Genomic DNA, 12,690 nt, shown 5'->3' with positions numbered 1-12,690 from the left:
ATCGCAACCTCCCGTAGCCGCCCCGCACCGCCCCCGATGCGCGCACACCCCCGGAACCGGGGATCACCGGTTCCGGGGGTGTGCATCGGCGGCGGCGGCGGCGGAGGCCGCAGGCGCCGCCCGCGATCAGCGGGCGTTGAGGAACTGCTGGAGGGAGCGCACGGTCCCGGAGTCGTAGCGGAAGTCGCGCGAGCCGTCCTGGCTGGCGCCGATGGCGGCCTGCAGCTTGCGGGTGGTCTCCGGGCCGATCTTCCCGTCGACCTCCGCGCCGATCTTCTTCTGGAGGACCTTCACGTCCGCGGTGGACAGCGAGCCGTCCTGGCTCACGCCGATCCAGCCCTGCAGGGCGCCGGTGGTCTTCGGGCCGAACTTCCCGTCCACGACGAGATCCGCGGAGGAGCTCGAGCCGCCGGCGCTCGTCCCGCCGCCGACGATCCCGGTCGCCCCGGTGTTGAGGTAGGTCTGCAGGGACTTCACGGTGCCGGAGTCGTAGCGGAAGTCGCGCGAGCCGTCCTGGCTGGCGCCGATGGCGATCTGCAGCTTGCGGGTGGTCTCCGGGCCGATGTACCCGTCGACCTTCGCGCCGATCTTGCTCTGGAGGGCCTTCACGTCCGCGCGGGAGAGGGAGCCGTCCTGGCTCACGCCCACCCAGCCCTGCAGGGCGCGGGTGGTGGCCGGCCCGAACTTGCCGTCGACCACGAGCGCCGAGGAGCTCGAGCCGCCGGAGCCGGAGCCGGCGTCCGAGCCGCCCCCGGAGCCGGCGGGCTGCGCGTTCGGGTCCGCGCCGCCGTTGGCCTTGGTCAGGCCCGCGCGCTGGCCGCAGGTGGGCCAGGCGCCGGGGCCCTGGGTGTACAGGGTGCGCTGGGCGACGGCGATCTGCTCCGCCTTGGAGGCCTTGTCGGCGGTGGTCGCGTACTCGGTGCCGCCGAAGGCCTGCCAGGTCGAGCGGGAGAACTGCAGGCCGCCGTAGTAGCCGTTGCCGGTGTTGATGGACCAGTTGCCGCTGGACTCGCACTGGGCGACCTCGTCCCAGACGGTGCCCTCGGCGCTCGCGGAGGTCGTGCCGGCCACGCCGATGCCGGCGGCGACGACGGCGCCGCCGGTCATGGCGACGATCTTGGAGAAGAGGCGGGCGCCGCGGAACAGCACGGCTCCCCCTTCGGCGCGGTGGGAGTTGCGGGGCGCGGAGGCGCGACGGGTGGCGGTGGCCATGGGGACTCCTGGGTCGGGCGGGCGGGGAAGTGCGGGGAAGGACGGCGCGCGAGCGCACGTGCACCTGCCACGGTGCCAAGGCCCGCGGCGCAGGTCACGCCGGGCGAGGAAGTCCGGGCACCCGCTTTGCCGAATCTTTACGAAATCCTGCGGCGTGTCGCGTTCTCATGGCGCGATCATGGCGCGTCGCCCGGTCCGGGGTCCGGGGCAGGTCATGCCACCTCGAAGCGGATCTCATGCCATCCGCTCGCGCCGTCCGGCACGGGATCGGCCCGCTCGGCCGTCTGCTCCTGCCCGTCGCCGTCCACGGCCCGGACGGTCACCGCATGCCTCCCGGCATCGGCCCCGTCCCAGCGCAGGGACCACTGCGTCCAGCAGTCCTCGCTCACGGAGGCGGCGAGCTCGGCATCGCGCCACGGCCCCTCGTCGATGCGCACCTGCACCGCCGAGATCCCCCGCTGCTGCGCCCAGGCGGTGCCGCCGAGCATCACCGCCCCCTGCGCGTCGCGCTCGAGCACCGCGAAGGCGCGCGGGACGTCGATCCGGGAGGCGATCTTGATCGGCCCCCGCTCGGACCACCCGCGATCGGTCCAGTAGGCGCGGTCGTCGGCGAAGCGCGTCACCGTCAGCTCCGTGAGCCACTTCGTGGCCGAGACGTAGCCGTACAGCCCCGGGACCACCATCCGCACCGGGAACCCGTGCTCCGGCGGCAGCGGGGCGCCGTTCATGCCCACGGCGATGAGGGCGTCGCGGCCGTCCCGCAGCGCCTCCAGCGGCGTGGAGGCGGTGAAGCCGTCGACCGAGCGGGAGAGGACCATGTCCGCGCCCTCGCGCACCCCGGCCATCTCCAGGATCGTGCTCACCGGCACGCCCAGCCAGGTGGCGTTGCCGGCGAGGTCCCCGCCCACCGGGTTGGAGACGCAGGTCAGCGTGATGTGCCGCTCGAGCATCGGCAGCGCGAGGAGCTGGGCGAGATCGAGCACCACCTCCCGGCGCACCAGCCCGCCCACGCGCAGGCGCCAGGTCTGCGGATCGACCCGCGGCACGGCCAGCGCGGTGTCGATCCGGTAGAACTCCGCGGTCGGCGTGAGGAACGGGGGCATCCCCGCGACCTGCGACTGCGCCTGCTCCGGGATGGCCGGCGCACTGCTGCGGGGAGAGGGCAGGGCGAAGGCGCGCGCCGCACGCCCGGCCGCATCGCGCGAGGCGTGCAGCGCCCGCGCCCCGACGCCGAGCGCCCCGAAGACCAGGCCCGCCCCCGCCGTCACCAGCAGCGGACGGCGGCGCACACCCGCCGCCTCGGGCCCGGCCCCGGGCGCGGCCGGCGCCGGACGCATCATCCGGCCGAGCACCCGCAGCACCACGATCCCCGCGGCGGTGCCCAGCAGGACCGGCAGCGCATCGGCCGGGCCGGTGCCCGCCCGGGTGAGCACGATTCCCGCCGCCGCGAGGCCCAGGCCGCCCACCCCGAGCATCGCGGCCCGCGGCCGATGCGCCCCGAGGATCCCGAGCAGAGCCATCACGGCCCCGTAGACAGCGAGCATCGACGCGAACAGCGCGGCCTTGTCGTAGGTGCCGAACAGGGCGATCGCCGCGTCCTTCACCCACGGCGGGATGACGTCGATGAACGCGCCGCCGATCGCCACCAGGGGCGCCGAGGCGGCGCTCAGGGGCAGCGAGGCCAGCTCCGCCACGGCGAGCAGCGCGGCCCCCGCGACGAGGCCGACCAGCGCCGACCCCCAGGGCAGCCGCCGCAGCCTCGCGCCCGACGGCGCCCGCCGCGCGGCCGGGCCGGACGGCGGGCGCCCCGGGGTCGGGCCCGACGGCGAGCTCCGCGGGCCCTCGCCGTCGGAGCTCACAGCTGCCCCTGGGCGACGATCGCGTCCGGCGTCGGCGAGACCGAGCCGCCGGCGGGCTCCACGGAGACGGCGAGCGTGGTCACGCCCTCCATCCCCCGGGTGAGCACCAGCGTCGAGTCGTCGGCGGACATGGTCGCCACGCTCTCGGGGTGCTGCGGATCCTCGATCAGCCACATCTGGTACTCCTTGCCCTCCGGGAGCGCCGGCAGACCGGAGGTGGTGACCACCATGGCCCCGTCCTCGACGGAGTACAGCAGGTCGAGGGCGCCCCCGCCGTCGACCGGCACGGAGGTGCTCGCCGTGTCATCGGCCGCGAGGATCGTCGAGACGACCGCCTGCTGGCGCGCCGTCTCCGCCTGCGCGGATTCCAGCGCCTCGATCCGCATCTCGGCATCGCGCTGCTGGGACCTCTCGGCCGTCCACAGCGCCGCGCCGCCGATGCTCGTGGCCAGCAGCCCGACCGCCGCCACCGCGAGCCAGCGCGAGCGCCGCACGCTCGCCCGGTAGCGGTCCAGCGGCACGACCTGCCCGGGCCGGTCCTCCCGGCGCGGGGTGCTCTCCGGCATCGGGCCTGCCCGGTGCCGACCGCCGTCGCTGCGGACGCTGTCGCCTCGGGTGCCGTCGCCGCGGACGCCGTCGCCCGTCGCGGGGCCGCGGCCGGCGCCGCCCCGGCCTTCGGGGGTGCCGGCGTCGTCCGGCACCGTGCGTGCGGCCGGAGCCTGCGGCGCATCGGCCGCATCCTCGGGGGGCAGCTGGCGGGTCCGGGCGATCCGCGAGAGCACATCGTCCTTGAGACCGGCCGGCGGGGCGATGGGATCCAGGGAGAGGGCCAGGGCCGCGGCGGTCTCCCGGAAGGAGCGCGCCTCCGCCGCCGCCTCGGGGTCGCTCTCGAGGTACTCCTCGATGTCGGCCCGCTCCGCGTCGTCGACGGCGTCCAGCGCCCAGGCGCCCGTGAGCTGATGCCTGTTCTCGGTCACGAGGTCACCCCCAATCTGTCCCGCAGGACGATCATGCCGTCCCGGATGCGTGTCTTGGCCGTTCCCACCGGGATCCCCAGCAGGTTCGCCACCTCCCGATGGCTGTATCCGCCGAAGTAGGCCAGGCCGATGGCGTCGCGCTGCAGCTGCGTCAGCGACCGCATGGCCTGCTCGACGCGCCGCACCTCGACGCGGCGGACCCCTTCCTCCTGCACGTCGACCACCGTCTCCTCGACCCGGTGCAGCCCCTCGGCGGAGTCCCGCCGGCGGGACGCCTCCTGCGAGCGCACCGCGTCGACGGCCCGCCGATGGGCGATCGTGGACAGCCACCCGCTGGCCGAGCCGCGCGCCGCATCGAAGCGGGTCGCCTGGCGCCACACCTCCACGAAGACCTCCTGGAGGACCTCCTCGCTCATCGGCACGTCCCGCACCACCCGTCGCACCAGGGCGAACAGGCGCGGGCTCACCGCGTCGTAGAGCGCGGAGAACGCGGCCTCGTCCCCGAGCGCGGTGCGGCGCACCAGCTCGACGAGACGGGCCTCGGGGTCCTCCTCCGCGCGCGGCAGCGGCCGCGGGCGGTCGGTGGGACCCCGCTCGGACGAGTTCACGGACATGCCCCCTCCTTCATCGGACCGAGGGCGGACGGGCCCGCAGGCTCCGTCCGTCCCCGGCGCTCGGCCATCGGTCCGTCAGCTCGCGTCCGCCATCGACGGCGGCATCAGCACCGTGTCGACGAGGTAGACGGTAGCGTTCTGCGTCTTCACGCCGCCGCAGATCACCGCGGCGCCGCCGACCATGAGCTCGTCGCCGCCGCCGGTCACCTCGACGTCCTCGCCCTGGACCGTGGTGTGCGTGCCGACGATCTCGTCAGGGGAGATCTGCCCGGGGACCACGTGGTACGTGAGCACCGTGGTGAGGGCGTCGGAGTCCCCGGCGAGCGCCGTGAGGTCCGCCTCGGGGACGGCCTCGAAGGCGGTGTCCACCGGGGCGAAGACGGTGAACTCGTCGCTGTCCAGGGTGCTGGCCAGGTTCACGTCGGGGTTCAGCTCGCCGGAGACGGCCGCGGTCAGCGTCGTCAGCAGCGGGTTGTTGGACGCGGCGACGCTCACCGGGTCCAGCGCCATCCCGGCCACCGACCCGGCTCCGTCGGGGACCTGCGCGGCGTAGTCCGCACAGCCCGGGCCGACGAGATCCGCCGCCGGGTCCGCCATGTCGGAGCCGCCGTCGGAGGCGGCCATGCCCTCGCCCGACTCCTCCTGCGTCGTCTCCTCCTGCGCCGCGGGGGTCGCCTCCCCGTTCCCGGACTCCTCCATCGCACCGCCCGAGCAGGCGGTGAAGACCACCATCGAGGCGGCGAGCATGCCGATCGCCGGCAGCAGCTTTCGCGTGTTCATCCCAGGCTCCTTCGTGACTCTTCCTCGGATCACGCCCGGGGACCGAGCGCGATGCCGCCCGTGCGGGCGGTGTCTCGCACGGAGTTCGGAGCCGAGGGCCGGATCGGATGGGTCGAATTCCGCCCGATCCGGCCCCGCCGGCGATGCCGCAGGTCAGCGCGGGATGTTGCGCAGGTTCGAGGCGGCCATGTCGAGCATCCGGCCCACTCCCCCGGCGAGCACGACCTTCGTGGAGGCCGTGGCGAAGCCGCGGATCTGCTGGGCGGTGATCTTCGGCGGCATCGACAGGGCGTCGGGGTCGGTGACCACGTCGATCAGCATCGGCCCCGAGGACTCCAGTGCCGCCTGCAGCTGCGCACGCAGGCGCTTGGGGTCGGTGATGCGCACCGAGGGGATGCCGGCGCCCTGGGCGATCGCGGCGTAGTCGACCGGGGCATGATCGGTCTCGTGGTCGGGGATTCCCTCGACCAGCATCTCCAGCTTCACCATGCCGAGGCTCGAGTTGTTGAACACGACGATCTTCGTGTTCAGGTCGTGCAGGCGCACCGTGAGCAGCTCGCCCATCAGCATGCCCAGCCCGCCGTCCCCGGACAGGGAGATCACCTGGCGGCCCGGGTGCGAGGCCGAGGCCCCGATCGCCTGCGGCAGGGCGTTGGCCATCGTGCCGTGGTGCCAGGAGCCGAACACGCGGCGCTTCCCGTTGGGCGTGATGTAGCGGGCCGCCCACACGTTGCACATGCCGGTGTCCACGGTGAAGACGGCGTCCTCGGCGGCGAGGTCGTCGAGCGTCGCGGCGACGAACTCCGGGTGGATCGGCTTCATGCGCTCCACCTTCTTCGTGTACGCGGAGACCACGCCGCTCAGCGCCTTGTGGTGGGCCTTCAGCATGCGGGTCAGGAAGCGGTTGTCCTTCTTCGCCGAGATCTGCGGCAGCAGGGCGCGCAGCGTGAGCGCGGTGTCGCCGTGCACGGCGAGGTCCAGCGGGACGCGCCGTCCCAGGCGCGAGGCGTCGGCATCGATCTGGACGACCTTCACGTCCCGGCCGCTGGGCAGGAACTCGCTGTAGGGGAAGTCGGTGCCCAGCAGGATCACCAGATCCGCCTCGTGCATCGCCTCGTAGCAGGCGCCGTAGCCCAGCAGCCCGCTCATCCCCACGTCGAAGGGGTTGTCGTACTGGATCCACTCCTTGCCGCCGAAGGCATGGCCGATGGGGGCCTTGATCTTCTCCGCGAGCGCGAGCGTCTCCTCCCGGGCGCCGGCCACCCCGGCGCCCGCGAACAGCGTCACCGTCCGGGCGGCGTCGATGAGCCCGGCGAGCTCGCGCACGGGCCCGTCGGCCGGCTGGACCGCGCCCAGCTCCGTGGCCAGGGCCTTGGTCAGCGGCCCGTCGACCTCCTCGTCAGCGATGTCGCCGGGCAGCACCATCACCGAGACGCCCCGCTTCGCGATCGCCGTCTGGATCGCGATGTGCAGCAGCGTCGCCCCGTGCTCGCCGGAGGTCACCAGCTCGCAGAAGTGGGAGCACTCCTGGAACAGCGCCTCGGGATGGGTCTCCTGGAAGAACCCGGTGCCGATCTTCCCGCTGGGGATGTGGCTGGCGATCGCCAACACCGGGGCGCCGTCCCGATGCGCGTCGTACAGCCCCTGGATCAGGTGCGTGTTCCCCGGCCCGCAGGAGCCCGCGCACACGGCGAGCTTCCCGGTCAGGCGGGCCTCGGCGCCGGCGGCGAACGCCGCGGCCTCCTCGTTGCGCACGTGCACCCACTCGATGCCCTCGGTGGTCCGCACCGCATCGACCACGGGATTGAGCGAATCACCGACCAGGCCGTAGATGCGCTCCACCCCCATGTCCCGCAGCTGGGTGACGAGCAGTCTCGCGAAGGTGTTCTGGGCCATGGATCTCTCCTCGAACGCAGATGTCGACGCGCACCCCTCGGACGCAGCGCCCGTGCATGCCTCCACGCTATGCCTGCTCGCAGCGCTCCGGGGAGTCCCCGCCCCACCTGCGATGCACCAGACACCGGCGGGGGCGCGGGACCACGAGGGGCTGGGTCGCGCCGGCGGCGAGCACGAACGGCGGTCTCAGGGCCGCGAGCCAGGCGATTGACAGGCTCGCGGCCCTCAGACCGCCGTTCATGTCCGGCCGGCGTCCCGACTCCGCGCCCTGGCGGGTCAGAGCTGGGGGACGACGTGGCGCCACAGGGCGCGGAGGATCTCCTGGCTGGGGCTGCCCTCGTGGCGGGAGGTGACGGTGATGACGGCCTCCTGCTGCGGGAGGACGACGATGAACTGGCCGTAGGCGCCGTCCGCGCGCCAGGCGCCCTCGGGGGTGCAGCGCCAGACCCCGAAGCCGTACTGGACGTTCTCGGGGTCCGCGTCGCCGGTCTCGACCCAGGCATGGTCGCTGTGGAGCGCATCGATCCAGGCCTCGGGCACGAGCTGCGGGGAGTCCGCGGAGGCGGAGGAGGCATCGGCCGAGGCGTCGGAAACGTCCGAGTCCGGGGAGACCGCATCCGCGTCGACGCCGCGGACGTCGTCGGCGCCGGTCCATCGGCCGCGGTCCAGGAGGAGGCGGCCGATGCGGGCGACCTCGCCGCTGCGCAGGTTCAGGCCGGTCGCCGCCCAGGTGCTGCCGCCGCGGTCGGTGAACCACTGCGGGTTGAGGATGCCCAGCGGCTCGAACAGGCGCGGCATGAGGTAGTCGCGCAGGCTGATGCCGGCGCGGGCGGCGACGACGCGGCCCAGCATGTAGACGCCGCCGTTGGAGTACTCGAACTGCGCGCCGGGCTCGCGGACGAGGTCGGTGCCGAGGTAGAGGGCCGCCGGGTCGGGGTCCATCCGCTCGGCCTCCTCGAACATGAGCACGGGGCTGCCGGAGGTCATGGTGATCAGGTGGCGCAGGCGGATCCGCTCGACGCCCTCGCCGAGCGCCTCGCGCGGCAGGTCGCTGATCCCCTCGAGATGGTCGACCAGCAGGTCGTCGAGGTCCAGCAGCCCCTCGGCGCGGGCGATGCCGACGGCGAGCGCGGTGACGGTCTTGGAGATCGAGTAGACCTGCTCGATGGTGTCCTCGACGCGGCGGTGGACGACGTCCTCGGACTCGCGGGTGCCGGCACGGTGCACGTGGACGGCCCGCACCCCCAGGCGCTCCTCCTCGATGGCGCTGAGCAGGGGCGCCAGGTCGATGTCGGGGGTCCGGGCGGTCGTCGACGATCCGTTCATGTCCATCAGACTATGGGCGGATGCCGCGCCGCACATCCCCCGGATAGGGTCTGATCGGCCCGTGGGGGGATTCTCGGGCTTCGCAAGCCGCCGCGCCCGCCCCTCCTGCGGGCGCCGATGAAGGGGTCCCATGGAATCCGTCCGACGCTACGTCTTCCCCCTGGTGTGGATGGTGATCTTCGCGATCATCGCCCTCGCGCTGGCCAAGCTGGCCTTCTTCCCCGCCGGCGCGGGCACGGGCGAGGACCCGGGGGCCGATGTCATCCCGGGCGTCTCGTACGACGAGTACGCCGTCGTCCCCGCGCAGCTGGGCGACATCTCCTCGGTGCTGGAGCTGAGCGCGACCGTGGAGGCCGATGCCTCCGAGCCCGTCACCGCCGATCGCGCCGGGGAGATCACCGCGATCTGGGTGAAGGACGGCGATCGGATCGAGAAGGGCGCCCGGATCCTCGAGGTCCGCGTCGAGCAGCAGCCCGAGCCGGCGGCCCCGGCGGTCCCCGCCGTCGACGAGAACGGCCAGCCGGTCGAGGCGCCCGCCCCGCAGGAGCGGGACGAGGAGCCCACCTACCGCTACTACACCCTCGAGGCCGAGCACACCGGCTACGTGCGCAACCTCGCCGTCGAGAAGTGGGACGACATCGCCGAGGACGCGCAGATCCTGGACCTGTCCCCGGGGACGTACTCCGTGGTCGCGCCGCTCACCCCGGAGCAGCAGCTGGACCTGATGGACGCGCCGGTCGCGGCCACCATGACCCTGCCCACCAGCCCCGATCCGATCACCTGCGAGGACTCCGCGATCGAGGAGTCCGATCCCTCCGAGGGCGGCTCCGGAGGGTCCGGCGGCGGCGAGGTCGGCGGCGGGGCCGTCGACCCGATGACGGGCGAGCCGCTGGAGATCCCCGGCTCCGGCGGGGGCTCCGGCACCTCGCAGGCGGAGCTGCGCTGCGCGGTCCCGGCCGATGCGAAGGTCGTCCCCGGCCTGGCCGTGGACGTGCACGTGGACCTCGGCTCGGCCACCGGCGTGGTCACCGTCCCCACCACCGCGGTCGAGGGGGAGCTGGCCGACGGCGCGGTGTACGTCCTGGACGAGGCCACCGGCGAGCCGGTGCGCCAGGAGGTCACCCTGGGCCTGCGCGGCGACGGCATCGTCGAGATCACCGGCGGGCTCTCCGAGGGCGACGAGATCCTCGAGTTCGTGCCCGGCGTGGACAACCCCGAGGACGGCATGTTCATGGAGGGGGAGGTCTGGTGACGGGCCGGCCGCCGATGCTCGAGCTGCGCGGCGTCACCCGCACCGTCCGCCTCCCCAGCCGCGAGGACCTGCACATCCTGCAGGGCGTGGACCTCACCGTCGACGTCGGCGAGCACGTCGCCGTGGTGGGCCGCTCCGGCTCCGGCAAGTCGACGCTGCTGAACCTGCTGGGCCTGATCGACCGCCAGACCTCCGGCGAGCTGCTGTTCGACGGGCGCGAGACGATCCGCCTGTCCGACCGCCGGCGGGCCCGGCTGCGCGGCTCCTCCATCGGCTTCGTGTTCCAGCAGTTCAACCTGCTGGAACGGCGCACCGCGCTGGAGAACGTGATGATGCCGCTGCTGTACGGCACCGCCGGGCAGTTCTGGAAGCGGGAGCGGACCGCGCTGGAGATGCTGGACCGGGTGGGTCTGGCCGATCGAGCGCACCAGACGCCCGGCCGTCTCTCCGGCGGCGAGCAGCAGCGCGTCGCGGTGGCGCGCGCCCTGGTGCGCCGGCCCCGCCTGATCCTGGCCGATGAGCCGACCGGCGCCCTGGACGTCACCACCGGCGAGGCCGTGATGGGCCTGCTCGACGAGATCGCGCAGGACTCCGAGGCCGCGCTGGTGACCATCACCCACGACCTGCAGGTCGCGGCCCTGTCCCAGCGCGCCTACCTGCTGGACAGCGGCACCCTGCACGACGTCGACTCCGCCCATGCCCGCGAGGCGTTGCTGGCCACCAGCGGGATCCGCGCCGGCCGGGAGGCCGTCGCCGGCTCCGGCCCCGCGGCCGATGCCCCCGGGCGTCGCACCGCATCGGACGCAGGAGCTCGCGCATGACCGGGCTGGTCGCCTCGATCGTCGAGGCCTACGGGGAGCTGCGCGTCAACAAGGGCCGCATCATGCTCTCGCTGATCGGCGTGGCCTTCAGCGTCTTCGCCCTCACCGCGACGCTGGGCGCCGGCGGCATGCTCTCCAGCGCCCTCGAGCAGTCCGTCGAGACGTTCTCGGGCCGCCCGACGGTCCTCACGGTGATGCAGTCCGAGCCCCCGACCGGCGAGATCCACCCGGAGCAGCGGGACGAGGTCGTGCTGCGCGAGATCGACCGCCTCGGCATCGACCAGCGCACCCGCTACAGCCCGCTGTCGCTGCGCTACCAGACGGGATCCGGGGTGCGCACCGCCCAGGTCACGGCCGTCGACCCGGCGTATGCGGACATGTTCCGCCTGCGCCCGGAGCAGGGCCGGTGGCTCGCGGACTCCGATGCGCGGCGCCTGGCCCCGGCGGTCGTGGTCAACTCCGAGATGTGGGAGCTGATGGGCCGGCCCGAGGTGGGCCGCGACACCGTCACCCTCTATGCGGTCGACGAGCAGACCTCCGGCCAGGCGCTCCTGGTGGGCGTGCTGCCGAAGGACCCGGCGAACGCCGGGATGGGCGCGATGGCCTACACGCCGATGGCCTCCGTCCAGGAGCTGCCCGGCGTCGAGGACACCGACCTCTCCTACGCCGAGTACCGGGTGTGGGTCCCGCCGGAGGAGGCCGATGCGGTCACCGGCCGGCTGAACTCCGCGCTGCGGGAGACGGATGCGGGCCGCTTCGAGACGTACAGCGGCGGCTTCTCCTTCGAGGACTCGGGCTTCGGGACGCTGCGCACGGCGATCATCGTCATCGCGGTGGTGATCCTGCTGCTGGGCGCCCTGGGGCTGGTGAACATCTCCCTGGTCACGGTGCGCTACCGGGTGCGCGAGATCGGCATCCGCCGGTCCTACGGGGCGACGGGCGGGCGCATCTTCACGGGCGTGATGATGGAGTCCGTGGTCGCGACGGTCCTGTCCGGGGCGGTGGGCGTCGCGGGGGCGGTGGCGCTGGTGCGTGCGCCGTTCACCCAGAACGCCTTCCGGGACATGGGCCTGGTGGACCTGCCGCCGTTCCCCGTCTCCGCGGTGCTGATCGGGCTGCTCGCGGCGACGGCGGTGGGGATCCTGGCCGGCGCGCTGCCCGCGCTGATCGCCACCCGCATCAAGGTCATCGACGCGATCCGCTCCTGACCCCGACCGACCGGTCCGAAAGGCGAGGTCGGGGCCGGGGTGGGCTTGCGGGGCCGATGCGCGCTCGTTAACGTGCTGAGCAGTTGGTGCATTCCGTTCCGCCGGCCGCACCGACGCCCATCGGGGCGTCGCGGCCGGCACGACGAAGGAGGAGACCCATGAATGAGTCCGTCACCGTCCCGGAGCCCTCGGGCGCTGCGACCACCCGTCCGGAGAACGCCGAGTCCGGTTTCCTCGCCAGCGACGCCCTGGCCAAGAACCTGCAGGCCGTGCTCGCTGATCTCACGGCGCTGCAGCTGGTGGGCAAGCAGGCCCACTGGAACATCGTCGGCCCGAACTTCCGCGACCTGCACCTGAACCTGGACGAGGTGGTGGACATCGCCCGCGCCAGCGGCGACGACGTGGCCGAGCGCATGCGCGCCCTGCACGCCACCCCCGACGGCCGGCCCGCGGTGGTCGCCGAGCAGTCCTCGCTGGCCGAGTTCCCCGAGGGCGAGATCCTCACGCACGACGCCATCGACCTGATGACCGCGGCGATCGAGGCCACCGTCGGCACCATGCGCAGCGTCCACGACGAGGTCGACGAGGCCGATCCGACCTCCGCGGACATCCTCCACGGCATCATCGAGAAGCTCGAGCAGCAGGCCTGGTTCATCAGCGCCGAGACGCGCACTCCGCAGCGCTGAGCCGGTTTCCGGGGCGCTCGCCGGGGGAACGGGGCATCCGCCTCGGGCTCCCTGCGGGC

General features: G+C 73.5%; 11 protein-coding genes. 4 read left to right on the top strand and 7 right to left on the bottom strand.

Translation table 11 applies throughout. The annotated features are described in order from the left end of the window. Nucleotides 1-126 precede the first annotated feature (126 nt). The 7 genes from BF93_RS06990 to BF93_RS06960 all read right to left on the bottom strand — a co-directional run bounded on the left by BF93_RS06990 (nt 127) and on the right by BF93_RS06960 (nt 8,664). Nucleotides 127-1,212: a transglycosylase family protein gene (locus BF93_RS06990; protein ID WP_038371600.1), complete on the bottom strand. Its 1,086-nt coding sequence runs from the start codon at nt 1,210-1,212 to the stop codon at nt 127-129. A 212-nt stretch (nt 1,213-1,424) separates the two neighbouring features. Then, the gene (locus tag BF93_RS06985) at nt 1,425-3,071 is read right to left on the bottom strand and encodes a molybdopterin-dependent oxidoreductase (RefSeq protein WP_084148338.1); all 1,647 of its coding nucleotides are present in this window, start codon (nt 3,069-3,071) and stop codon (nt 1,425-1,427) included. Further along, a complete protein-coding gene (locus BF93_RS06980; RefSeq protein ID WP_038371598.1) occupies nt 3,068-4,048 on the bottom strand; it encodes an anti-sigma factor in 981 nt (326 codons plus the stop codon). Before BF93_RS06980 ends, BF93_RS06985 begins: the two co-directional genes overlap by 4 nt. Further along, nucleotides 4,045-4,662 carry an ECF RNA polymerase sigma factor SigK gene (gene sigK, locus BF93_RS06975; protein ID WP_084148337.1) on the bottom strand — a complete coding sequence of 206 codons (618 nt, stop codon included), beginning with the start codon at nt 4,660-4,662 and terminating at the stop codon, nt 4,045-4,047. The genes BF93_RS06980 and sigK overlap by 4 nt, the downstream gene beginning before the upstream one ends. Nucleotides 4,663-4,737: 75 nt before the next feature. Beyond that, the gene (locus BF93_RS06970; protein ID WP_038371596.1) at nt 4,738-5,442 is read right to left on the bottom strand and encodes a fasciclin domain-containing protein; all 705 of its coding nucleotides are present in this window, start codon (nt 5,440-5,442) and stop codon (nt 4,738-4,740) included. 153 nt (nt 5,443-5,595) lie between these two features. Beyond that, a complete protein-coding gene (locus BF93_RS06965) occupies nt 5,596-7,338 on the bottom strand; it encodes a pyruvate dehydrogenase (RefSeq protein ID WP_038371594.1) in 1,743 nt (580 codons plus the stop codon). Between the two features lie 276 nt (nt 7,339-7,614). Next, nucleotides 7,615-8,664 (bottom strand): serine hydrolase domain-containing protein, encoded by a 1,050-nt coding sequence (locus BF93_RS06960; RefSeq protein WP_038371834.1) that lies wholly within the window; start codon nt 8,662-8,664, stop codon nt 7,615-7,617. Between the two features lie 130 nt (nt 8,665-8,794). Here BF93_RS06960 and BF93_RS06955 point away from each other — a divergent pair, with 130 nt between their 5' ends. The 4 genes from BF93_RS06955 to BF93_RS06940 all read left to right on the top strand — a co-directional run bounded on the left by BF93_RS06955 (nt 8,795) and on the right by BF93_RS06940 (nt 12,631). Then, entirely contained in the window at nt 8,795-9,916 is a 1,122-nt protein-coding gene (locus BF93_RS06955; RefSeq protein WP_038371592.1) for an efflux RND transporter periplasmic adaptor subunit, read from the top strand. Between the two features lie 14 nt (nt 9,917-9,930). Continuing rightward, entirely contained in the window at nt 9,931-10,737 is an 807-nt protein-coding gene (locus BF93_RS06950; RefSeq protein ID WP_051486645.1) for an ABC transporter ATP-binding protein, read from the top strand. Continuing rightward, the gene (locus BF93_RS06945; protein WP_038371591.1) at nt 10,734-11,945 is read left to right on the top strand and encodes an ABC transporter permease; all 1,212 of its coding nucleotides are present in this window, start codon (nt 10,734-10,736) and stop codon (nt 11,943-11,945) included. The genes BF93_RS06950 and BF93_RS06945 overlap by 4 nt, the downstream gene beginning before the upstream one ends. A 158-nt stretch (nt 11,946-12,103) precedes the next feature. Continuing rightward, the gene (locus BF93_RS06940; protein WP_038371590.1) at nt 12,104-12,631 is read left to right on the top strand and encodes a Dps family protein; all 528 of its coding nucleotides are present in this window, start codon (nt 12,104-12,106) and stop codon (nt 12,629-12,631) included. The last annotated feature ends 59 nt before the right edge of the window (nt 12,632-12,690 follow it).

Source organism: Brachybacterium phenoliresistens (genome assembly GCF_000576425.1).
GTDB classification, from domain to species: Bacteria; Actinomycetota; Actinomycetes; order Actinomycetales; family Dermabacteraceae; genus Brachybacterium; species Brachybacterium phenoliresistens.
Note: the sequence above shows the minus strand (reverse complement) of the source record. Positions and strands in the feature narration are given on the sequence as shown.